Genomic DNA, 23,783 nt, shown 5'->3' on the forward strand with positions numbered 1-23,783 from the left:
TAATTCTCCTTTATTGACGTTGTATTTCCATAGGAGCAAACCATGTGCCAAGTTTTTAACTCTTTGTTTTTAAATGAATAATAAAAGCAAGAGATAAAAATAAGACAAACAAGAAAATATAAGCATGAATTATTTACACAGAAGAAATGTAATTTTTAATCGTTAATAATTTCGCAATCAATTACATAATACCAATAAAAGATGAGACATTATTTCTTCAACTTCACTTAATCGCAGAATTATTATTTAAAGCGTGAGACACCCGAATAAATAAGCAATATTTATCAGAATTATTACTGATATATACCAAGAGAGGATCAACAAAATTAAAATAGCCTACAGACCCTTAAATCTCTGTTGACAATATTTTGTCTTGTGCACTTAGAATAATCCACGTACATTGTTTCTGTCATAGTAAAGAGGACATTTCTATGTCGTTGCCAAGCCTGTTTCTACGAATACAAGACCCGACACTTAAAGATGCTATCGCCTCTTGCCAGGAACTGAACAAATTTCGTCTGCATAATACCGATGCCGCAGATGGTTGGATTGAAGATTTCCTACAACTCAAACCGGAAGTTGCGATTGTTGAAGTCGCCCACTTTACTAGCGCAGATTACCAGCGCCTTTCTAATATCGAAGACATCTACGATATGGACTTGATCATCATTAGCTCTGGTGCTCCAAACGAAAATTTGGATAAGCTAATGAACTTAGGTGCAATTTTTCACTACAGAAAACCCGTCGATATTGCCATTTTGACGGACACCCTAAGCGAAGTCAGCCAGTACTATCAGCAAAAACAAGATCAAGGACGTAAAGTGTCCACTAGCGATCTCGACCAGTTTGGCCTTTTGGTGGGGTCCTCATCGCCAATGCATCAGCTCTATCGCATGATCCGACGCGTCGCAAAAACAGAAGCCAACGTCCTCATTGTCGGTGAAAGCGGCTCAGGTAAAGAGTTAGTCGCACAGACCATTCATTTAGCTAGCGATCGCAAGCAACAACCCTTTATCGCGATTAACTGTGGTGCGATTAGCCCAGAATTGGTCGATAGTGAACTGTTTGGCCATGAAAAAGGCGCCTTTACCGGAGCGAATAAAACTCACCAAGGTGTATTTAAACAGGCAGAAGGCGGCACGCTGTTTTTAGATGAAATCACCGAGATGCCTATCGAGCATCAAGTGAAGCTATTGCGTGTGTTGGAAACCGGAGAATATCGCCCAGTGGGTAGTAATACAGTGCATATCGCCAACACTCGCATCATTGCCGCCACCAACCGTGATCCTAAAGTCGCCATTGAAGAGCAGTTCTTGCGTGAAGATCTGTTTTTCCGTTTATCGCACTTCCCATTAACGATACCGCCGCTGCGAGAGCGAGGCGGTGACATCGTCGGTCTGGCTAAGCACTTTATCGCGCACCGCAACGCAAATGAGGCTAAAACCAAAACCATTCTTGATTCTGCCATCCAAAAAATCGCCGTGCACGATTGGCCAGGTAATGTCCGTGAGCTCAAACACACGATCGAGCGCGCGTTTATTTTGGCTGACGACACCATCCGAGATGAACACTTGATATTCGATACGCCACCATTGGAAACAGGCACCAGCATCGAAGACCTTGTTCCAGCGGGCGTTTCGCTAGAAGAGCTAGAAAAAGCCGCCATTCTCAATACGCTTGAAGAGAATCAAGGCAATAAAACGGAATCTGCGCAAGAGTTAGGCATTAGCGTTAAAACGCTCTACAACAAACTCGAAAAGTATCAAGACGAGTAACTCGCTGTGGGAATACAATGAGAATATAAAAAGAGCACGGAATACGATTCAGTGCTCTTTTTTATCTTATCTTTTATGTGGATGTGCAGCGTTTGATTACACCCACTGACCCGCGACAAAGCCGCTCGACCAGCACCACTGAAAATTGTAGCCCCCTAACCAGCCAGTCACATCCATCACTTCGCCAATGAAGTACAGCCCTTTGATGTCTTTGCATTCCATGGTTTTCGAAGATAAGTGATCGGTATCCACACCGCCTAGTGTCACTTCCGCGGTTCGGTAGCCTTCAGTGCCATTAGGGGCGATATCCCAATGTTCTAAGCGCGCCACAATCGCCGCAAGCTCCTTTTGATTGAACTGCTTTAGCGGTTTATCGACCAGCTCTTTACGTTCAATCAAGACTTCAACCAAGCGCTTTGGTAGCACTTTAGCGAGCGTATTTTTGAGCGACTGATTCGGATGCTTTTCACGGCTGCGTTCTAATAACTCGGCAACATCATCGTTTGGCACCAGATTAATCGACACCTTTTGCCCCGCTCGCCAGAATGATGAAATCTGTAAAACGGCTGGGCCAGATAAACCACGATGTGTGAACAACAGGGCTTCTTTGAACATGGTGCCATCTTCAGCTGTAATTTCCGCAGGTACCGCGATACCAGATAACTCAGCAAAATCTTCTTTGTCTTCTTTATGCAACGTAAATGGCACCAGCCCTGCCGTAGTTGGGATAACTCGAAGACCAAATTGTTCCGCGACTTTATAGCCAAATGGTGTCGCCCCCAGTTTTGGCATCGACAAGCCACCTGTTGCGATAACTAAAGACTCACACTCAACAATCTCAGTGCCAGCATGCAAACGAAAGCCTTCATCGATTTTCTCAATTGAGTGAACATCGCATTGGTAACGCTGCTCGATATTCGGCATATCACATTCAGCCAGCAGCATCTTCACGATGTCTTTCGCCGTAAACGCATCGACACAAAACAGCTGACCGTGATCGCGCTCTTCAAATTCAATACCATGCTTACACACCATCGAGATAAAATCCCAGTTGGTGTATTGAGAAAGCGCCGACTTAACGAAATGCGGGTTTTGGCATAGGTAGTTGCTGGCTGAGACGTCGTAATTAGTGAAGTTACAACGGCCACCGCCTGAGATAAGGATTTTACGTCCTGGCTTTTTAGCATGATCGAGCACCAAAACACGGCGGCCTCGCTTGCCGGCTTCTGCAGCACACATCAAACCCGCTGCACCTGCGCCAATTACAACAACATCAAATTTCTTACTCATCGGTAGCTCTTAGACTGATTGGGATCGAATCGAAATAAAAAAGGATGTGCACATTGCACATCCTTGCTTTCTAGGCGCGACATTCTACCGACAAATCTCGAAGGGGAAAAGCGCTTAAACGGTAAGCGCTATGCATACCCGTACAATCCTAGGAGATTAACTCGCTAGATTATTGATTCTTTAAAGAATGAAGGCCGCGAGTAGGGTAACACCGAGCAAAGCGGTCGATAAAACAAATAGCTCACGCACCCTTTCGCACTTACCAGTAAAAATCTCATCGTGGTGATGGTGATATTCTTTACTTTTGATGTAGTGGAACAAACGCACCTGTTTGGTGACATTTCCATGGGTGGTAAAAAAGCCATTGCCATCAACTTGCTGATATAACAACGGATGCGCTTCACGCATGATGTAAATTAGAGAACGAAGAGCGGTGAGATACCGGATCATGTTGACTCCAGTTACCACCATTAGCGCAAATAAGATTGTGTCTCCACTGATCATCTTTTCCTCCCTACATCTTCAACAATGCTCAAGAGAAAAAGACGATCAATGCTTCGTCTTTACCCGCTACTTATAGCGTCAAAAAACGCGTTTACGCAGCTGGAGCATCCATGATTGAAGATGAACCTTCTTTCGCCATTTGTGCTAGATCTTTGTCGATGAAGAACAATGCTTTACCATCTTCACCTACTAATTCGATCTTATCTAAAATCCCTTTAAACAACTTCTCTTCTTCGTGCTGTTCAGACACGTACCACTGTAGGAAGTTAAACGTTGAGTAGTCTTGGCTAGTAAATGCAACATGTGCCAATTTATTGATTTTTTCCGTGATCATTTGCTCATGTTCGAAGGTCTCGCGGAAAACATCACCTAAGCTAGCAAAATCATGCTTTGGTGCATCAATAGCGCCCAAAATTGGCATTGAGCCAGTTTCACTTACGTAGGTGAATAGGCGTTGCATGTGCTCCATTTCTTCTACGGCGTGAGCGCGTAAAAATTCAGCCGCACCTTCAAAACCTTTGTCTTCACACCAAGCACTCATTTGTAAGTATAGATTGGATGAGAAAAATTCTAGGTTAATTTGCTCATTCAATTGTTCGACCATAGTTTGAGACAGCATGTTAACTCCTATTAATGTGCATGCAATATACCCAAGTAACCTCGAGATAAACGACGCCGCGAGATTGACTTGCTCTACATCAGAGGCAAGGTTTTACTTGAACTATAGTCAGTAACGGAGCGCTGAACTCCGCATCTCAAAGTCACTTGGGTATAACGCCACTATAACATGATTACTGAGACAAGACTTTGTACCTACGACACTGATATGAGATCACTTCAGCAAATTTTTTTGGGGGTTAGTGCTAATCTAAAACTATGACCTTACAAGGAGATAGCAATATGAGTTACAAACACATACTTGTGGCAGTCGACCTGTCAGACGACAGTAAAGTGTTGATTAAAAAAGCCGTATCACTGGCTAAACCTCTGGATGCGAAAGTCTCTTTTATTCACATCGACGTGAACTACGCAGAGCTCTACACCGGGCTTATCGACATCAATATGGCTGAAGCGCAACATCAAGCAATGGAAGCGTCGCGCACACAATTGGCGAATTTCGCAGAATATGCGCAATACCCAATTGCCCATACTTTAGTCGGTAGTGGCGATTTGAGTAATGAGCTGTGCGATACCATTCAAGACTACAGTATCGATTTGGTGGTTTGTGGTCATCACCAAGATTTCTGGAGCAAGATTCTGTCTTCGACTCGACAACTGATTAACTGCTCTCCAGTCGATATGCTGGTCGTACCGCTAAAAGACTGATTGGCGCGACGTTAAAACTTGGTTAGACTGCGGGCACATTTGTTGTTGATAAAGATTCTCATCCATGGCTTATCTATCCGCAGTTACCCTACTTTGGGCATTCTCATTTAGCCTGATCGGCGTTTACCTCGCTGGTCAGGTTGATTCTTGGTTCTCGGTGTTCATGCGCGTGGCACTGGCGAGTCTGGTTTTCATTCCCTTTTTAAAATTCCGTGGCGTTAGCAAATCCTTAATCGCGAAACTGATGACGGTCGGTGGCTTTCAGCTTGGTCTGATGTACTGCTTCTACTACCAATCTTTTTTGCTCCTTTCCGTGCCAGAAGTATTGCTGTTCACCGTATTCACACCCATTTACGTCACGCTGATCTATGACTTCTTGAAAGGTCGCTTTTCACCTTGGTATTTGGTTACCGCGGCGATTGCTGTATTTGGCGCAGCCTGGATTAAGTTTGCAGGCATTAATGAAGACTTCCTGCTGGGCTTTTTGGTCGTACAAGGAGCAAACCTCTGTTTTGCCATTGGTCAGGTAGGCTACAAATACATCATGGAAAGTGAGCCGGTTGATTTGCCACAACACACCGTGTTTGGTTACTTCTACTTAGGTGCGCTTTGTGTAGCAACCGTGGCTTTCGCTCTGATGGGCAACCTCGACAAACTACCCACCACCGCAACGCAATGGGGCATTCTGACGTACCTTGGTTTAATTGCTTCCGGTTTTGGTTACTTCGCGTGGAACAAAGGCGCAACCATGGTAAACGCAGGAGCACTTGCAGTAATGAACAACGCGTTAGTGCCAGCAGGTTTGATTGTGAACATTGTGATTTGGAACCGCGATGTTGATGTCATGCGACTCGCCATTGGCGGTGCGATCATCATGCTATCGCTATGGATTAACGAAACCTGGGTGAAAAAGCGCGTCGAAATGAGCTACGCCAAGAAGTAAAGCGACCGCTCCCAACACACATACCGACAATAAAAAACGCTCTCCAACTGGAGAGCGTTTTTTTGGATTAGATTAATGCACTTTGACTTGCGAGCTTGTTCTCATCAACGCATTAGGTGGCGTTGATAGCAACACCTCTAGCTTCGCATTGCGCGCTTCAAGCTTGCGCTGACGCTTAAGTAACTTTTGTTGTTTTTTCGCTACTTTTAACAACTTCTTCTGCTGCTTATAATGCTTTTTCAGTGCTTTTTTCGCTTTCTTAAGCGATTTTTTATCCGCTAAATCAAACCATACTGGTGCGTCGGTTCTTACTGGCTCCAGGGATTTTTCGGCTTGCTTTTTCTCTTTCACGCGCTCAACAACACGCTTCACAATCGCTGCTTTTTCGTTGCTTTGTTTTGTTGTCATAGGAATCGGTTGTACTGGCAGCGCTTCAGCCAATAAGCCACATGATTGTTGCTCGTTCAATGGCTTGTCTTGGCATTTTTGCGGCGGAATAGCGGCTGGCTTACACAGGGTATCTTTGGCCGCTGAAGAGCGTGCGCAAGAGCGACAAACAAACTTTGGTGCGACAACTAAACGATGGATGTCGCCAAGCTCCGCCGCGATCTGTTTACGACTCATTTTACATAAGCGTTTAGCCATTCTACTACTCCAGCTTCCCAATTATCGACCGCATCACAACAAGTGAAATAATAATAATTCTTAGTTAGATATACAGTCAGGGAGGAGAATTAGCAAGAGAAAACTATCAGTAACGATTCAGAAAGAGAGTCTTGATCACAGCACGATACACCGTACTGTGACAAGAAAAGTTGAGCGGTCAGGAAGTTATGCCATTGAGGCTTTAACGTAGACATCAAAGCGATTTTTTTTGGTTTCAATCGCCATAGTCGGCTTTTGCTCGTTCAGCCAGTTTGCATAGTCTGGGCGCTTCACCACCACGCGTTTTGTGGCTAACGCCATGGCAGGATCTAGCAAACCATCGGCGTCCAAATCGGCGCCAACCAACGATTGGAAAACGCGCATCTCTTTTTTTACGAGCGCCGATTTCTTCTTGTTTTCTGGGTGCGGATACATAGGGTCGAGATACACCACATCTGGCTGAACAAAGTCTTCATCTTGTGCCAGCTGTTCCAATGCATCATGACTGGAGGCATGGATCAGCGACATACGCTCTGATACCCAAGTTCCAATTTCAGGGTCTTGTTTCGCGCGAGCCAAACCTTCATCCAGCAACGCTGCGACTACCGGGTGTCGCTCCACCATCTGTACCTTACAGCCGAGCGAAGCCAAAACGAATGCGTCACGTCCCAGCCCCGCCGTGCCGTCTAGAACGGTTGGCGTTGCCCCTTTGTTCAAACCTGCGGCTTTTGCGATGGCTTGGCCCTTACCACCACCAAATTTTCGGCGATGCCCCACTGCGCCACCAATTAAATCGACAAAAATAGCGCCCAACTTTGGCTCATCCACTTTACGCAGCTCTAAACGCTCGGTGGTCAGCACCAAAGCAAAATCGCTCTCGTCAGTGTGAGAAAGCTGCCAGCGCGCTGCCAGTTCATCCAGATGAGGTTGTTGAGACGGGTCTTCACAGATCAATTGCAGTTGCAAAAGGAGGCTCCAATAAAAAATCGCGGTAACTGGCGCTGAGTGTATACCTAAGTTACCTCTCAATGCTAGGTTGAGCTTGATATGACAGGACTACTCAGCCGTCAGTCGCTCAACTAACTCAGAAAGCGGTTGAGGATGCCCAATACCGTAGCCTTGGCCATAATCCACACCAAGATCGATCAAATGCTGCATGACTTGTTCGTTTTCGACAAACTCCGCCACCGTCACTTTGCCTAGCTGTTTTGCCAGATCATTGATCGAGCGAACCATCACACGGTCCATTTCATTTACGTTGATATCTCGCACGAAAAGACCATCAATTTTCACGATATCAACGGGAAGTTTCTTTAAGTAACCAAATGAAGACAAGCCCGAACCAAAGTCATCCAATGCAATCATGCAACCCAGCGCTTTGAGCTTGGTGAAGAGCTCAATGGCTTGCTCAAGATTACTCATCGCTGCTGTCTCGGTGATTTCTAGACAGATTTTTTCACACGGCATGGACGAACGTTCCAATCGCTCCAATAAGAAATCGATAAACTCTTGATTCCCCATAGATTGACCTGAAAGGTTTATCGAACAACGGCCGAGTTTTTCAACCACCTCTGGGCGTTGCTCAAACCATTCTAGCGTTTGAGTAATGACCTGTTTATCAATCCAATGCGCAATGTTGTAGCGCTCGGAAGCCGGAATAAACAGTGCAGGAGAAACATAATCACCATATCCATTGCGAATGCGCACTAAAATCTCAAAATACATCTGAGCATCGTGCTGTTGTAAGCTTTTGATCGGTTGAGCAAACAACTCTAAACGCTGATTCGACAATGCCTCATGCACCAAATTGACGCTCTGCATTTCCATCTGGCGACGTTGTAGCTCTTCGTTATCTAAGCTGAACAGATTGTAGCGGTTACGGCCTTGCTCCTTGGCGGCATGACACGCAGAGTCTGCTTGAGCGTGCACCATTTGCGGCGTCTCTGCCGTATGGTCGATGATACGAATACCAATAGAACAACTGATGAACAAGCGCGTATCTTCCCAAATAAAGAGATGTTCACTCAACGTCGAGATGATCAGTTTGGCGATATTAATGGCGCCGTATTCGTCGCAATCTTTGAGTAGTACCGCAAACTCATCGCCTCCCATTCGAGCCAAGATGGAATTGTATGGCAGCACTTCCTCTAACATGCTGGCGCAAAATTGAATCGCCGCGTCACCCGCATCATGCCCAACCGTATCATTGAGGACTTTTAGCTGATCTAAGTCGAGGTACAGCATGGCGTGGACGCGACGATGGCTGTCCACCTCACGCAGTGCGGTCTTGAGCTCTAGTTCAAAGTGGTTTCGGTTATAAGTACCTGTCAGTAAGTCATAGCGCGCTTGATATTCCAATTTCTCGGAAAGCTGTTTGGTTTCAGTAATATCTTCACCCACAATCAATAGCTGATCAGATTCACTCAGTGGACGAATGTTCTCGCGTACCCAAACACGATGACCGTTTGCATGGCGATACTCGACTTCACGTCGCCAGACCCCATGCACCTGTTGATTGGGTTGCAATAGCACTTGGCGAGGAAACAGTACCTTGTCATCAAAATAAAACTCCCTTAGGCGGTGTCCGAGCATGTCCATCGGTTTGTAGCCGAGGAGTAGCTGAGCAAATCGATTCACTTCTTGAATGCGGTTATTGCTGTCGAGCGTCACCATCATGACTGGCTGTTGCTCATAATAGTTACGCAGGGTTGATTCGCGTTGATAGAGCTTATCTTCCATCAACTTACGACTAGTGATATCGCGCGCTTCAAACAAGTATTGGTTTTGATTTCCTACTTGCTGAGAAAAAGGCTTGAGTGAAATTTCCAACACCAATGTACCGTGCTCTTTACTCCAAATTTCAGCCTCAAACGTCGACACTTGATGGTGAGGCGCGTGGAAATACGCCTCAAGCAACGATTGTGCTTTCTCACTCCAATTGGGATGAAACCAAAGTGGTCGGTCTAAACGCAGCCCTTGGTGATACAGCAAAGATTGCAGGTGATCGTTGCCCGATTTAAGTACACCGTTGGCATCCAAAATGCCCATATACTGCATGCTCTGATCAAAAATCGACTCTAAGATGGCTTGGCTTTCTCGCGCGGCACTCTCGCTGCGACGAATCCGCTGTAAATAGTAACCCATCAACAAAATGACCACCGACATCACCACAAACAGGCTACCAAACAAGCGAATTTCTTTGGCAAAACGCTCAGAAAACTTCATCGGTTTATTAAAAAATACCGCAGAGACCTCTTGCTCAGCACCCAGCCCCCAGCGCACTACAGCTTGATAATCGAGCTTGATTTCAGAATCACTTTTCTTCACGGCTGGCAGAGCTTGGTCAGGGTTATCCAACACAAACTCAAGTATCTCAGCGCTCTCAATGCCATGCCGATAACCACTTTGGATCACGCCACCAACCGCACCATGCCCTAAGCCAATGTCGTGCACCATAAACAACGGCGCATTTGAGGCTCTGTTAACGCCAATCCAGTCACGTTCACTGCCAACCACACCCTGTTTATCTCGGTAATAAGTCCAAAACAGGACGACTTTATCTTTATTCAGCTTCGCCACTTGTTGCTTTAAGTCAATGATACTGTCGGGAATAACTTGCACAATTTTGTCGCGATATTGCGGATGTTCATGTACAAAATCGTCGATTTGATAGCGTAATACCTCTCCCGTTACGGAATGGTCACTGACAATAAGAATTTGGGTGTAATCAGGGTGTAGGCGCTCTATGAGGGCTAAATTTGCCTCCAAATCGACATCTTCTGTTACTCCTGTTGCGTTCAGAGATTGGTGCAAAGAAGGATGATAATTATTGATGCCGTTAAATATAACCGGGGTGTCTTTGATGATTGGCGCCAAACGCTGCATCAGTTCAAGCGCGTTGTTATCACTCACTAAAATAGCATCGAATCGTTCTTTGCTTAATTTCGTACGATATAAGGATTCAAGCTGAGCGAAAAACTGCTCACTCTGGTTACGTTTCGAGTCTAAATAAAGCACGCGCATATCCAGCGATCGATCACCCAATTGCTGCTCGATACCTCGCTGTATGGAATCCGTCCAGAAAAAACCTTGATGATAGGAGTGCACGACCAAAACTTTCGGATCTGAGGCCGCGGCAAACGCGCTCCAACATAGCGCGACAATAACCAGAAAACGCTGCACATTATCTCCATAGCTCGGAGTTAACCCGCAGTTACTCCTGCCAAACCTTGTGAATCCTATCCGCTATGAGTATAAAAGGGAGGTAAAACTCTATCCCTAACGGAAATAATAGTATGAATGCGAGCCTGCCGAAACTCGACGACCTTGACCGCGCAATATTAAAAACACTGATGGCTGACGCCAGAACGCCCTACGCAGAAATGGCAAAGCAGTTCGATGTCAGCCCTGCCACTATCCATGTGCGTATTGAGAAGATGAAATCGGCTGACATCATCGAAGGAACGGAGGTGATCGTAAATACCAAAAAGCTCGGCTACGATGTGTGCTGCTTCATTGGTATTAACCTAAACGCAGCTCGCGATTACCATTCCGCGCTAGAAAAACTCAACGCGCTCGACGAGGTCGTTGAAGCTTACTACACCACGGGCGCGTATAACATATTCGTCAAATTGATGTGCAAATCGATTGAAGAACTGCAATTTGTGCTGATTGATAAGCTGCAAGCCATTGATGAGGTTCAGTCTACGGAGACATTGATATCGCTGCAGAACCCAATTAACCGCAGTGTGAATCCGTGAATTTTTTATAAAAAATGGACAAAAAAAGGCCAACCGAATGGTTGGCCCTAGTATTTTTGAAAAGACAGCGTGCGCTTACGCTGCAATACCAGAATGGCGCAATAGCGCATCAATTTGTGGTTCACGACCACGGAAGCGCTTAAACAGCTCCATTGGCTCTTCACTGCCACCCATTTCTAAGATGTTGTTCAGGAAGCTTTGACCCGTTTCTTTGTTGAAGATACCTTCTTCTTCAAAGCGAGAATACGCGTCTGACGACAGCACTTCCGCCCACAGATAGCTGTAGTAACCCGCGCTGTAACCACCAGCGAAGATGTGACCAAAGCTGTGCGAGAAGCGCGCCCACTCAACGGCTGGAACCACCGCGACTTTCTCTTTCACTTTCGCTAGCGTTTCCAGCACACGCGCGCCCACTTCTGGGTCGTATTCGGTGTGCAGAGTAAAGTCGAACAAACCGAATTCTAGCTGACGCAAAATGCCCATCGCCGACTGGAAGTTCTTCGCCGCGAGCATCTTATCTAGCATCGCTTTTGGCAACGGCTCGCCTGTCTCATAATGACCAGAAATGAACGCCAGTGCGTCTTCTTCCCAACACCAGTTTTCTAGGAACTGACTTGGTAGCTCAACCGCATCCCAAGGTACGCCATTAATCCCTGATACCGCGCCAGTTTCTACTTGCGTCAGCATGTGGTGGATACCGTGACCAAATTCATGGAAAAGTGTCACAACTTCATCGTGCGTAAACAGTGCTGGCTTGTCGCCCACTGGACGGTTGAAGTTACACGTTAGGTACGCCACCGGCGTTTGCAGTTCGCCAGAGAGCGTAATACGACGACCACGACAGTCATCCATCCACGCGCCACCACGTTTGTGCTCACGTGCGTAGAGATCTAAGTAGAAACTGCCACGCAGTGCGCCTTCAGCGTCAAAGATATCGAAGAAACGCACAGATTCGTGCCAAGTGTCCACGCCTTCGCGCTCAGTAACTGTCATGCCAAACACGCGGTTTAGCACTTCAAACAGACCACTGACAACCTTTGACTCTGGGAAGTACGGGCGCAGTTCTTCATCCGAGATTTGGAACAAGTGCTGCTTTTGTTTCTCGCTATAGTAAGCGATATCCCACACATTCAATTCTTCAACGCCAAACTCACTTTTCGCAAACTGACGCAACTCTTCGACTTCACGTTCACCTTGCGGTTTCGCACGTGTCGCTAGGTCATTCAAGAAGCCCAACACTTGATCTGGCGTTTCGGCCATTTTCGTTGCTAACGATTTCTCGCTGTAAGTATTGAAACCCAACATGCGTGAAATTTCGTGACGCAGTCTCAGTTGCTCAGTAATGATTTCTGAGTTGTCCCACTTACCAGCATTTGGACCGCGATCAGAGGCGCGCGTCACATACGCTTCGTACACTTCTTTACGCAACTCTTGGTTGTCGCAGTACGTCATGACAGGTAGGTAAGATGGGATATCCAGCGTAATGAGGTAACCATCTAACTCTTTTGCTTCTGCCGCGGCTTTCGCTGCTGCCAGCGCCGATTCTGGCATGCCAGCAAGGTCTTTCTCATCCGTGATGTGCTTGGTCCAACCCATGGTGGCATCCAGTACATTGTTAGAGAATTTAGAGCTGAGCTCAGACATGCGCTTGCTGATTTCGCCGTAACGGTGCTGCTCATCGGATGGTAAACCAATACCCGATAGCTCAAAGTCTCGTAACGCATCGGTGATGGTTTTTTGTTGAGCGCGAGTCAGCGTTGCGAATGCATCACTGGCTTTAATCGCTTTGTACGCTTCGTACAGGCCTTTGTGCTGACCAACCCAAGTTCCGTACTCTGACAAAATTGGCAAACAACTTTCGTACGCCTCACGCAGATCTTCGCTGTTCACCACGGAGTTCATGTGACCCACTGGCGACCAAATGCGGCTTAAGCGGTCATCCGCTTCTTCAATTGGCGCAATCACACTGTCCCAAGTTGGGTGAGCATTATCTTTTAGAACTTCATCGATTTTCGCTCGGCAGTCAGCAATCGCTTGTTCAACAGCAGGCTTGATGTGTTCTGGTTTAATTTGAGAAAACGGAGGTAAGTCCGTAAACGTCAGAAGAGGATTAGACATGAATAATTCCTTTTGTGTTTTGACTCTGTGATTGCCTGTCTATTTTGTGTAGATAGGCCAACTCAATGTACAGACGAGCCAGCAACATGGATTGGGGGAGCTCCGTTCCCTTTCTCTATGCTGCGATGACCATATAGTCAACGAGCGCTACTCTGTCCTTGAGTCTTGTTATACCTAAATGAGATTTCACACTCTTTGAGCACGAGAAACTCACCTAGTTCAATTCGATTACCAATAGTAAGTGTGGGTGACTTAAAGAAATTTCAATAGTGAGCCCCTATTAGAGGAACGGATTTGATTGGAAGTTCTACATCTTTAAGTTACTTGAGTATAATACCGCCATAGAGTGAAAATCACAGACCACACTCAACCAAAGAGTGTTTCGAGAGTTTAATTTGTTAAGTTACCGCCACAGCTTCCACGCCGGCAACCATGCCGACGTGGTCAAACACATCGTTCAAAGCCTCATTCTTGATGCGCTGAAACAAAAAGATAAGCCATTCGTTTATCACGATACCCACTCGGGTGTGGGCCGTTACGATCTGACTCACGAATGGTCTGAAAAAACGGGCGAATACAAGCAAGGCATCGCTCGTATTTGGGATAACCCAAACATTCCTGAAGATATCAAAAGCTACATCGATGCCATCAAAGTACTCAACAACGGCGAGAAGCTGCGTTACTACCCAGGCTCACCACGTGTAGCGCGCGCGCAAGTCCGCCCACAAGATCGCATGGTGCTGACGGAGCTGCACCCAGCCGATCATCCATTGTTGGAGCAAGAATTCCATCGCGATCGCCAAGTGAGCATCTTCAAAGAGGACGGGTTCCAGCGTCTAAAAGCCAGCTTACCGCCACAAGAGCGTCGTGGTTTGGTGCTAATTGACCCACCATACGAACTCGCGAAAGAGTACCGCGATGTAGTGCGCGCGATTCATCAGAGCCATAAGCGTTGGGCAACCGGTATCTACGCGATTTGGTACCCAGTGGTAAACCGTCACGACATCGAAGATATGATCGAAGGCCTGGAAGCACTGGGCATTCGTAAAATTCTGCAAATCGAGTTAGGTGTTGCACCAGATACCAACGAGCGCGGCATGACGGCATCCGGCATGATTGTGATTAACCCGCCATGGAAACTGGAAAGCCAGATGAAAGAGATTCTGCCATTCCTGCAAGACGCGATCGCACCAGCAACTGGCCACTGGAAAGTGGACTGGATTGTGCCAGAGTAAGCACTTCAGTACTGATATCTTCAAGCGCAACGATATTCTCGTTGCGCTTTTTTATGCTCTCACCTTCTCCCTCCAATCGTGCTTATTCTTCTTTTTGTGCCTCTCATCGCTATTTGTCATAAGTATTGTCGCTTTTTCCCATTTAGGAATTAGTCGAATTCGATTTATGATAGTGGGATAACGGTGGCATTGAGTTCGAGCAAGGTCATCCCAATCTATCTATGTACCAGATAAAATTTATAAGCTCTTGGAGAAAGTAATGGCGACTCATTTTGACTATATCTGTATCGGTGGCGGCAGTGGCGGCATCGCATCTGCAAACCGTGCGGCGATGTACGGCGCGAAAGTTGCGCTAATCGAAGCTCAAGATCTCGGTGGTACCTGTGTAAACGTAGGTTGTGTACCGAAAAAAGTGATGTGGCACGGCGCACAAATCGCAGAAGCAATGAACCTGTACGCAGAAGATTACGGTTTTGATGTCGACGTGAAAGGTTTCGACTGGAGCAAACTGGTTGAGAGCCGTCAGGCGTACATTGGTCGTATTCACCAATCTTACGATCGCGTTCTTGGCAACAACAAAGTAAACGTAATTAAAGGCTTTGCTAAGTTTGTTGACGAGAAAACCGTAGAAGTAAACGGTGAACATTATACTGCGGATCACATCCTAATCGCGGTTGGTGGTCGTCCTACTATTCCAAACATTCCAGGCGCTGAATACGGCATCGATTCAAACGGCTTCTTCGACCTAGCAGAGCAACCAAAACGCGTTGCGGTTGTCGGCGCTGGCTACATCGCAGTTGAAATTGCTGGCGTACTGCACGCACTAGGTACAGAAACGCACCTGTTCGTACGTAAAGAGTCACCACTGCGTAGCTTCGACCCAATGATCATCGATACGTTGGTTGAAGTAATGGAAGCAGAAGGCCCAACACTGCACACCCATTCTGTACCAAAAGAAGTGGTAAAAGAAGCCGATGGCAGCCTAACTCTGCACCTAGAAAACGGTGAGAGCCAAAACGTTGACCAACTGATTTGGGCAATCGGTCGTCACCCAGCAACTGACGCAATCAACCTAGCGTCAACTGGCGTTGCAACGAACGAAAAAGGCTACATTAAGGTAGACGAATACCAAGAAACCAACGTGAAAGGCATCTACTGTGTGGGTGACATCATGGAAGGCGGTATCGAGCTAACACCAGTAGCAGTGAAAGCGGGTCGTCAACTTTCTGAGCGTTTGTTCAATAACAAACCAAACGCGAAGATGGACTACGATTTGGTACCAACTGTGGTATTTAGCCACCCACCAATCGGCACTATCGGTCTTACAACGCAAGAAGCGGAAGAGAAGTACGGCAAAGACAACATCAAAGTCTACACATCTGGCTTTACTGCAATGTACACCGCCGTTACTAAGCACCGTCAACCATGTAAGATGAAGCTTGTATGTGCGGGCGAAGAAGAAACGGTTGTTGGTCTACACGGCATCGGTTTCACGGTAGATGAAATGATCCAAGGCTTCGGCGTAGCAATGAAGATGGGCGCAACCAAAGCAGACTTCGACTCTGTTGTGGCTATCCACCCGACGGGCTCAGAAGAGTTCGTAACGATGCGTTAATTGCGCGCTAATCGCATTGCTGATTTCAGCGAATCATTTGAAAAGGTCATCTTAGGATGACCTTTTTTGTTTGCCCATGCTTAACTCGCATTCTCCAATAACGTGCGAACAAACTCGGCTTTGATGGCACTCTCCTGCTTACCGTCATGAATCAGACACAAGTCTGCACGCAGTGACTCTTTCAGTTTAATAAAACGAATTCCATGCCAATGATGCTGAGAAAACGTCGACGGCACCAACGTCACGGTATTGCTGTTTGCCACATACGCCATCAAGGTGCTTGGCTCCACCACTTGTTTGCCAATATGGGGTGAAAAGCCTTCTTGCAGACAGGCATTGATGATGAAGTTTGCCGAGGCCGAATTCGCCAAACTCATAAACGCAAACTCACACGCCTTTAAATCTTGGAGCCGCAGCAAAGATTTGCTGGCGAACTCATGTTGCTCCGACACCGCCACCACAAACACATCTTTGCCCAAAGATACCGACTGATACGGATAAATGTTGAGTGCATCGGCAAAGCGCACAATACCCACGTCGATTTTCTTCTCACTCAGATGCTTCTTTTGCGTCTCTGGGTTGAGGTCAAAAATGTCGGCGTGATAAGTGTCATGCTCAGCATGGAAGCGCTGTAACAGACGATCAAATCCGCCCCAAAATGCGCTACTTACCACACCAACTCGCAAGATGTTTCTCTGGTTCAACCCCACTTGCTGCACTTGATTGAGCGAGACATCCAAGGTCTGAAAAATCAGTTGGCATTTGGACTCCAACAATCGCCCGGCCTCCGTCAGCATGACGTTTCTTGAATCACGCTCAAACAGTTTGACGTTAAGCACCTCTTCCAACTCTTTGATGCGGTTGCTCAACGGCGAATTGGTGATATTGAGGTTCTCGGCCGCCTTAGTGAAATGCTTGGTTTGTGCGACCTCGTAAAAGTAACGCAGCATCTTCAGCGTCACGCGCTCAAATGGTTCTGACTTCATGCATTAGGTCCTAGCGAGTTTCATCATCCTCTTTTTAAGGATGATAGTAGCGAATAAAGCAAAGATAACCAGCGCAGAAAGTCACACAATGGAATCAACACACAACCAGAAGGTGACTAACATGAATCACGATCCAGTAATCGGCGCGCTACAAACCATTCGCGAACGCAAACCAAACTTCCAACCTAAAGCGGCGTTTATTTTAGGCTCTGGCTTAGGCGTATTGGCAGACGAACTACAAGACAAAGTGGTCATTCCATACGAAGAGCTCGAAGGCTTTCCGGTTAGCACCGTGCAAGGCCACTCTGGTGAGTTGGTACTTGGTACCATGGGCGGCGTAGACGTAGTGTGCATGAAAGGTCGCGGTCACTACTACGAACACGGCTCAATGAAGGTCATGATAACGCCCGTGCGCACCTTTAAAAAGCTGGGCTGTGAGTTTCTGCTCGTCACCAACGCGGCAGGCTCACTTCGCCCTGAACGCATCGACGTCGGTTCTCTGGTGGTATTTCATGACCACATCAATACCATGCCTGAGTCGCCAATGATCGGTCCGAATGATGAAGAGTACGGCCCGAGGTTCTTCAGCCTCGCCAATGCGTACGACAAAGACCTGCGCGCAGAAGCGTTTGAAGTTGGCAAAGCCAATGGCATTCACCTGAATGAAGGTGTGTTTGTCTCTTACACAGGCCCCAACTTTGAGACCGCAGCCGAAATCCGCATGATGCAAATCATCGGTGGTGATGTAGTGGGCATGTCGGTCGTGCCAGAGGTGATTTCTGCGGCGCATTGCGGCTTACCCGTATTGGCAGTGTGTGCGATCACCAACATGGCAGAAGGCTTGGGAGATGTAGAATTGTCTCACGCCCAAACATTGAAGTGCGCGAAGCTAGCCGAAGCAGATTTCATTCGCTTTATTAAGCGCTTTATGAAGCATCACTTCTAAAGCTGTTTCATTCCAAAAAGCAAAAGGGTCATCAAGTAACTTGATGACCCTTTTTCGTATCACGTTTTCTAACGTTCGGGGGTATTTCGGAGCCGTTTGTGCGTTTTATTTAACTGCGCGAACCAATTCAGCAATGCCTTCCCAATCGCCGTTGTCCATCATTGCGGTTGGCACCATCCAAGTACCGCCACAAGCTACAACCGATTTCAGCGCTAGGTAATCTTCAACGTTGGATGGGCTTACGCCACCTGTTGGCATGAATTCAACTGGGTAAACCGCCGTGAGTGCTTTCAGCATGTTTACGCCGCCTGATGGCTCAGCAGGGAAGAACTTCAACGTACGCAGACCCATTTCCATCGCTTGCTCAACCAAGCTTGGGTTGTTTACACCCGGTACGATAGTCACGCCACGTTGCTGACAGTATTTCACTGTGGTTGGGTTGAAGCCTGGGCTAACGATAAAGTCCACGCCCGCTTCGATTGCGATGTCGACTTGTTCTGTGGTCAGAACGGTGCCCGCGCCAATCAACAGTTCTGGGTACGCTTCACGCATGATGCGAATAGACTCCGCCGCCGCTTCGGTGCGGAATGTTACTTCAGCACATGGTAAACCGTTTTCTACCAACACTTTTGCCAGTGGCAGAGCGTGTGCTACGTCGTTGATTGCGATAACTGGGACGATTTTGATTTCTCTTAATCGTTGTTCAAGTGTTGTCATGGGGAACCTCTAAAGAATAAAGCTTAATGTTGCGACGATAATAAACGCGATACCGCCAAGTAACGTTTCCATTACCGTCCAAGTTTTTAATGTGGTTTTCTCATCCATCTCAAGCAGACGAGAGACCAACCAGAAACCAGAGTCATTGAAGTGAGACAGTACCGTTGCACCACCCGCAATCGCGATTACGATAAAGCAAAGGTCTAGTTCACTCAAACCTGTTGATGCAGCCACAACTGGCGCGATAAGAGCCGCCGTAGTGGTTAGCGCTACAGTTGCCGAGCCTTGAGCAACACGCAGACAGGTTGAAATCACAAACGCCGCCACAATCACAGGCATACCTGTGTCTGTAAGAACGTCAGCCAGTGCATCACCGATACCGCTTGAGCGCAGTACGCCGCCAAACATGCCACCTGCACCCGTGACTAGGATAACACCACAGATAGGAGCCAATGACTCACCACACAATTTTTCTAGTTTTGCCATGCCGTAGTCTTTGGCAAACACAGCCAGACAGACAATCAAAGTGATCAGCAACGCAACTGGGGTTTTACCTAGCATACGTAGAAACTCAACCAGTGCCGTTTTGCCATCAATCACACCCGCAACCGCCAGTGTGTTCAATACCGTATCCAAACAGATTAGCAGGACTGGCAGCACAAGGATGGTCATAACCGTGCCAAATTTTGGTGCGTTGCGCTCATCCACCATCGCTTCGCCATTAAAGAAGGCTTTAGATAGTGGAATATCGAATTTTTTGCCCGCGTACAAGCCAAATAGGTAAGCGCCAAGGTACCAAGTGGGAATAGCAACCAAAATACCCACCACCAATAGCAGACCGATGTTTGCGCCAAGGAATTCTGCCGCTGCAACCGGACCTGGGTGTGGTGGAACAAACGCGTGCATAACCGCAAAAGCACCGGCAGCAGGCAACGCGTATTTAATTGGTGAGCCACCAAAACGAGCCGCCACACTTAGGATGATTGGCATCATCACAACAAGGCCAGCATCGAAGAAGATTGGGAAGCCAAACAGTAATGAAGCGACGCCCAAAGCAAATGGTGCGCGCTCTTTACCAAAGCGACCAATCAAAGTGTCTGCCAGCACTTTCGCACCGCCAGTCACTTCAAGAATTTTACCGATCATCGCACCAAGACCAACCAGCAATGCCACGGAAGCCAGTGTGCCGCCGAAGCCGCCCATCATGGTCGATACGACTTTCTCAGAAGGAACGCCAGTGGCGATTGCTGTGCCTAAACTCACCATCGTAAGGGAAGCAAAAGCATGGACTTTCAGTTTAATGATCAGAACGAGTAACGCTGCTATGGCAAGGCCTGCAATCGTCAGTAGGAACGTAGGATCTGGGGCTTGGGTTAATTGCTCCATAGGTTCACCTTTAAGAATTATTGTTTGTGTTATGGTTCACATTTATTTCAGTTACCGGTAACATGTTACCGATAACATGAATAAGATAAACCCATATTTTAAAGTGAATTCAAAAATTGAGATCACGCGCAAATTTGGTTATGAGGATAAGTTATGGCTGGTAGTAGTGTCATCGTTATGGGCGTTTGTGCTAGTGGTAAAAGCACAATTGGTGAGCATCTAGCGAAAAAGCTAGGGCGTAAATTCATTGATGGTGATGATCTTCATCCACGAGCGAACATTCAGAAAATGGCATCGGGCCAGCCTCTGAACGATGATGATCGCAAGCCATGGCTAGAACGCATTCGTGATGCGGCGTACAGCCTAGAAAGCAAAAACGAACACGGCATTATTGTCTGTTCAGCACTGAAAAAGATTTACCGCGATCAGATCCGCGAAGGCAACGACAACGTGACCTTCCTGTTCCTTGATGGTGATATGGAGTTGATCCTGAATCGCATGCGTATGCGCAAAGGCCACTTCATGAAAGAAAACATGGTGAAGAGCCAATTCGAGACGCTAGAGCGCCCAGACAACGAGCCTCAAACTCTGATCGTCAGTATCGACGGAGACATCAGCGACGTGGTGGAACGCTCTGCCGCTGAGCTAATCAAAATGCAAGCGATCGAGGTGGCGTAATGACTCACTCTGTTGTTCTTGAGGTCACACAACGTTTGACCGAGCGCAGCCGTGAAGCGCGCGCTGCGTTTCTTGCTCGCACCGAAGTGCAAGCCGAAGCTGGCAAAGGCCGTGTTGGTTTATCTTGTGGTAACTTAGCCCATGCAGTCGCCGCTTCTTGCTCTTCTGAAAAGAAAAATATTCTCGATTTTACTCATGCCAATGTCGCGCTGATCAGCGCCTACAACGACATGTTGAGCGCCCACCAGCCGTACCAAGACTACCCAGCGCAAATCAAACAAGTGCTGGCGGACTACGGACATACAGCGCAAGTCGCAGGTTGTGTGCCAGCGATGTGCGATGGGGTGACTCAAGGTCAAGCAGGCATGGATATGTCGCTGTTTTCGCGAGACTTAATTGCGCAATCAACAGCGTTGTCTTTGAGCCACAATGTCTTTGATGCCACATTACTGCTTGGCATCTGTGACAAAATCGCCCCGGGGCAACTGATGGGCGCGCTGTCTTACGCGCACCTGCCGACTGCGTTTGTACCAGCGGGTCTGATGGCAACAGGCATCAGCAACGAAGAGAAAGTCGACGTGCGCCAAAAATACGCAGCGGGAGAAGTCGGCAAAGACGCTCTGCTGGATATGGAGTGTCGGGCTTACCACTCTGCGGGTACGTGTACGTTTTACGGCACCGCCAACACCAACCAGTTGGTGTTCGAAGCCATGGGCTTGATGCTGCCAGGTTCGGCATTCATTCATCCCCATACCCAACTGCGTAAAGCGTTAACCGATCACGCGGCTCTGAAAATCGCCTCAATGACGGCGGGTTCTGCACACTTCCGTCCGTTGGCAGAAGTGGTCACAGAAAAGAGCTTGGTCAACGGCATCATCGCTCTACTCGCATCTGGCGGCAGTACCAATCACACCATTCATATGATCGCCGTGGCGCGTGCTGCTGGCATCTTGCTCACGTGGCAAGACATCAGCGATCTGTCGGATGTAGTTCCTTTGTTAGCTCGCGTTTACCCGAACGGCCCAGCCGATATGAACGCGTTCCAAGATGCGGGTGGCGTGCCAGCGTTATTGTACCGCTTGAACGAATCCGAGCTTTTGCATCGCGATGTGAAACCCGTGTTTGGTGAATTTGAAGACCAAATGACGCTACCGAGTCTTGTCGATGGACAACTGACTTGGACACCGTGCCAAGGTAGCCAAGACGGTGACGTGATCGCCAAACCAGACGCCACGTTCCAAAACACTGGCGGCACTCGCGTGCTGACTGGCAACTTGGGCAAAGCCGTGGTGAAAGTGTCTGCGGTGAAAGAAGAGCAACGCGTGATTGTTGCACCAGCGATCGTATTCCAATGCCAACACGAAGTGGAAGCCGCGTACAAACGTGGTGAGCTGAACAAAGATTGCATCGTTGTGGTCACACACAACGGCCCAGCGGCAAACGGCATGCCTGAACTGCACAAGCTGATGCCAATTTTAGGTAACGTGCAAAAAGCGGGCTTTAAAGTGGCGCTGGTTACTGACGGTCGTTTATCTGGCGCGTCAGGTAAAATTCCGTCTGCGATTCATGTTTCTCCAGAAGCCATTCGTGGTGGCGCGATTGGTTTGGTGCGCAACGGTGATTTGATTCGCCTTGATTGCCAAACGGGCGAACTGAACAACTTAAGCGATACCACTGGTCGCGAGTTGATTCATTTCGACACCGAATCTACCCAACAAGCATGGGGACGAGGCTTGTTTAGCGTGATCCGCCAAAACGTCTCTAGCGCAGAAGAAGGCGCAAGCTTCATTGTTTAAGGCGAGAAGAAAGACTCGTCATTTCGACGAGCCTAAGCAAGATCAGGAATTTAATATCAACGTGCTGTGAAACCAGAGAAAACACCTCTACCACAGCACTTTGTTGTCGGTAGATTCTGAATCACGCTCGTCCCTCGCTGTTCAGAATGACGAACTTTAGGGTTGGTCACTGTTCTTTTTAAAAATGAATGAATCCGTCATTTCGACAAGCCTAAGCGAGATCAGGAATCTACTATCAACGTGCTGTGAAGCCAGAGAAAACACCTCTGCCACAGCACTTTTTGTTGGTAGGTTCTGAACCTTGCTCGTCCCTCGCGGTTCAGAATGACGAGATGTGGGATTGGTCATTTTTCTTTTTCAATAAACGAATTAGTCCGTCATTCCGACGAGCCTAAGCGAGATCAGGAATCTAATAGCAAAATGCTGTGAAGCCAGAGAAAACACCTCTGCCACAGCACTTTTTGTTGGTAGATTCTGAATCACGCTCGTCCCTCGCGGTTCAGAATGACGAGATGTGGGATTGGTCATTTTTCTTTTTTAATAAACGAATTAGTCCGTCATTCCGACGAGCCTAAGCGAGATCAGGAATCTAATAGCAAAATGCTGTGAAGCCAGAGAAACCCCCTCTGCCACAGCACTTTTTGTTGGTAGATTCTGAATCACGCTCGTCCCTCGCGGTTCAGAATGACGAGATGTGGGATTGGTCATTTTTCTTTTTCAATAAACGAATTAGTCCGTCATTCCAACGAGCCTAGGCGAGATCAGGAATCTACTATCAAGGTGCTGTAAAGCTAGAGAAAACAACTCTGTCACAGCACTTTTTGTTGGTAGGTTCTGAATCACGCTCGTCCCTCGCTGTTCAGAATGACGAGCTTTGGGATTGGTCATTTCTCTTTTTAAATAAACGAATGAATCCGTCATTCCGACGAGCCTAGGCGAGATCAGGACTCTAATATCAACGTGCTGTGAAGCCTGAGAAAATACCTCTACCATAGCACTTTTTTGTTGGTAGATTCTGAATCTTGCTCGTCTCTTGCTGTTCAGAATGACGATATGTAGGATT

General features: G+C 47.4%; 19 protein-coding genes. 9 read left to right on the forward strand and 10 right to left on the reverse strand.

Going from position 1 to position 23,783, the window contains the following annotated elements:
* The first annotated feature begins 431 nt into the window (after positions 1-431).
* The gene (locus tag VEA_RS01625; RefSeq protein ID WP_012841235.1) at positions 432-1,775 is read left to right on the forward strand and encodes a sigma-54 interaction domain-containing protein; all 1,344 of its coding nucleotides are present in this window, start codon (positions 432-434) and stop codon (positions 1,773-1,775) included.
* 96 nt (positions 1,776-1,871) lie between these two features.
* On the opposite strand, the gene VEA_RS01630 is transcribed toward VEA_RS01625, so the two are convergent.
* The 3 genes from VEA_RS01630 to ftnA form a co-directional block, all read right to left on the reverse strand.
* The gene (locus VEA_RS01630) at positions 1,872-3,065 is read right to left on the reverse strand and encodes a BaiN/RdsA family NAD(P)/FAD-dependent oxidoreductase (RefSeq protein ID WP_006741765.1); all 1,194 of its coding nucleotides are present in this window, start codon (positions 3,063-3,065) and stop codon (positions 1,872-1,874) included.
* A 180-nt stretch (positions 3,066-3,245) separates the two neighbouring features.
* A complete protein-coding gene (uspB, locus tag VEA_RS01635; protein WP_005394407.1) occupies positions 3,246-3,569 on the reverse strand; it encodes a universal stress protein UspB in 324 nt (107 codons plus the stop codon).
* A gap of 91 nt (positions 3,570-3,660) precedes the next feature.
* Complete coding sequence (gene ftnA / locus VEA_RS01640) at positions 3,661-4,188, reverse strand: non-heme ferritin (protein WP_005379167.1); 528 nt, start codon at positions 4,186-4,188, stop codon at positions 3,661-3,663.
* A 281-nt stretch (positions 4,189-4,469) separates the two neighbouring features.
* Here ftnA and uspA point away from each other — a divergent pair, with 281 nt between their 5' ends.
* Positions 4,470-4,895, forward strand: a complete 426-nt coding sequence (gene uspA, locus VEA_RS01645) for a universal stress protein UspA (protein WP_005379165.1) — start codon at positions 4,470-4,472, stop codon at positions 4,893-4,895.
* A 64-nt stretch (positions 4,896-4,959) separates the two neighbouring features.
* The gene (locus VEA_RS01650) at positions 4,960-5,838 is read left to right on the forward strand and encodes a carboxylate/amino acid/amine transporter (protein WP_006741764.1); all 879 of its coding nucleotides are present in this window, start codon (positions 4,960-4,962) and stop codon (positions 5,836-5,838) included.
* Positions 5,839-5,910: 72 nt separating this feature from the next.
* On the opposite strand, the gene VEA_RS01655 is transcribed toward VEA_RS01650, so the two are convergent.
* The 3 genes from VEA_RS01655 to VEA_RS01665 all read right to left on the reverse strand — a co-directional run bounded on the left by VEA_RS01655 (position 5,911) and on the right by VEA_RS01665 (position 10,665).
* Positions 5,911-6,483, reverse strand: coding sequence for a hypothetical protein (locus VEA_RS01655; protein ID WP_012841236.1), 573 nt, complete (start codon positions 6,481-6,483; stop codon positions 5,911-5,913).
* A 186-nt stretch (positions 6,484-6,669) separates the two neighbouring features.
* The gene (locus tag VEA_RS01660) at positions 6,670-7,449 is read right to left on the reverse strand and encodes a class I SAM-dependent methyltransferase (protein ID WP_012841237.1); all 780 of its coding nucleotides are present in this window, start codon (positions 7,447-7,449) and stop codon (positions 6,670-6,672) included.
* 90 nt (positions 7,450-7,539) lie between these two features.
* Positions 7,540-10,665 (reverse strand): EAL domain-containing protein, encoded by a 3,126-nt coding sequence (locus tag VEA_RS01665; protein WP_006741762.1) that lies wholly within the window; start codon positions 10,663-10,665, stop codon positions 7,540-7,542.
* A 113-nt stretch (positions 10,666-10,778) separates the two neighbouring features.
* Between VEA_RS01665 and asnC the strand changes: the two genes are divergently transcribed.
* Positions 10,779-11,243, forward strand: a complete 465-nt coding sequence (gene asnC, locus VEA_RS01670) for a transcriptional regulator AsnC (RefSeq protein ID WP_005394393.1) — start codon at positions 10,779-10,781, stop codon at positions 11,241-11,243.
* A gap of 75 nt (positions 11,244-11,318) precedes the next feature.
* On the opposite strand, the gene prlC is transcribed toward asnC, so the two are convergent.
* Complete coding sequence (gene prlC / locus VEA_RS01675) at positions 11,319-13,361, reverse strand: oligopeptidase A (RefSeq protein WP_006741761.1); 2,043 nt, start codon at positions 13,359-13,361, stop codon at positions 11,319-11,321.
* A 395-nt stretch (positions 13,362-13,756) separates the two neighbouring features.
* On the opposite strand from prlC, the gene VEA_RS01680 reads away from it, so the two are divergent.
* Both VEA_RS01680 and gorA read left to right on the forward strand, forming a co-directional pair.
* A complete protein-coding gene (locus tag VEA_RS01680; RefSeq protein WP_012841238.1) occupies positions 13,757-14,596 on the forward strand; it encodes a 23S rRNA (adenine(2030)-N(6))-methyltransferase RlmJ in 840 nt (279 codons plus the stop codon).
* Positions 14,597-14,855: 259 nt separating this feature from the next.
* A complete protein-coding gene (gene gorA / locus VEA_RS01685; protein ID WP_005478739.1) occupies positions 14,856-16,211 on the forward strand; it encodes a glutathione-disulfide reductase in 1,356 nt (451 codons plus the stop codon).
* Positions 16,212-16,291: 80 nt separating this feature from the next.
* On the opposite strand, the gene VEA_RS01690 is transcribed toward gorA, so the two are convergent.
* Positions 16,292-17,197 carry a LysR family transcriptional regulator gene (locus VEA_RS01690; protein ID WP_006741759.1) on the reverse strand — a complete coding sequence of 302 codons (906 nt, stop codon included), beginning with the start codon at positions 17,195-17,197 and terminating at the stop codon, positions 16,292-16,294.
* Between the two features lie 121 nt (positions 17,198-17,318).
* Between VEA_RS01690 and xapA the strand changes: the two genes are divergently transcribed.
* Complete coding sequence (gene xapA, locus VEA_RS01695) at positions 17,319-18,143, forward strand: xanthosine phosphorylase (protein ID WP_012841239.1); 825 nt, start codon at positions 17,319-17,321, stop codon at positions 18,141-18,143.
* Positions 18,144-18,248: 105 nt separating this feature from the next.
* Here the strand turns inward: xapA and VEA_RS01700 are convergent, their stop codons facing one another.
* Both VEA_RS01700 and VEA_RS01705 read right to left on the reverse strand, forming a co-directional pair.
* Positions 18,249-18,860: a bifunctional 4-hydroxy-2-oxoglutarate aldolase/2-dehydro-3-deoxy-phosphogluconate aldolase gene (locus VEA_RS01700; RefSeq protein ID WP_005394384.1), complete on the reverse strand. Its 612-nt coding sequence runs from the start codon at positions 18,858-18,860 to the stop codon at positions 18,249-18,251.
* A gap of 9 nt (positions 18,861-18,869) precedes the next feature.
* Positions 18,870-20,246: a GntP family permease gene (locus tag VEA_RS01705; protein WP_012841240.1), complete on the reverse strand. Its 1,377-nt coding sequence runs from the start codon at positions 20,244-20,246 to the stop codon at positions 18,870-18,872.
* A gap of 153 nt (positions 20,247-20,399) precedes the next feature.
* On the opposite strand from VEA_RS01705, the gene VEA_RS01710 reads away from it, so the two are divergent.
* On the forward strand, positions 20,400-20,924 hold the full coding sequence (locus VEA_RS01710) for a gluconokinase (RefSeq protein WP_005467756.1): 525 nt from the start codon (positions 20,400-20,402) through the stop codon (positions 20,922-20,924).
* Positions 20,924-22,720 carry a phosphogluconate dehydratase gene (gene edd, locus VEA_RS01715; RefSeq protein ID WP_006741757.1) on the forward strand — a complete coding sequence of 599 codons (1,797 nt, stop codon included), beginning with the start codon at positions 20,924-20,926 and terminating at the stop codon, positions 22,718-22,720. The genes VEA_RS01710 and edd overlap by 1 nt, the downstream gene beginning before the upstream one ends.
* The last annotated feature ends 1,063 nt before the right edge of the window (positions 22,721-23,783 follow it).

This window comes from Vibrio antiquarius, assembly GCF_000024825.1.
Lineage (GTDB): Bacteria > Pseudomonadota > Gammaproteobacteria > Enterobacterales > Vibrionaceae > Vibrio > Vibrio diabolicus.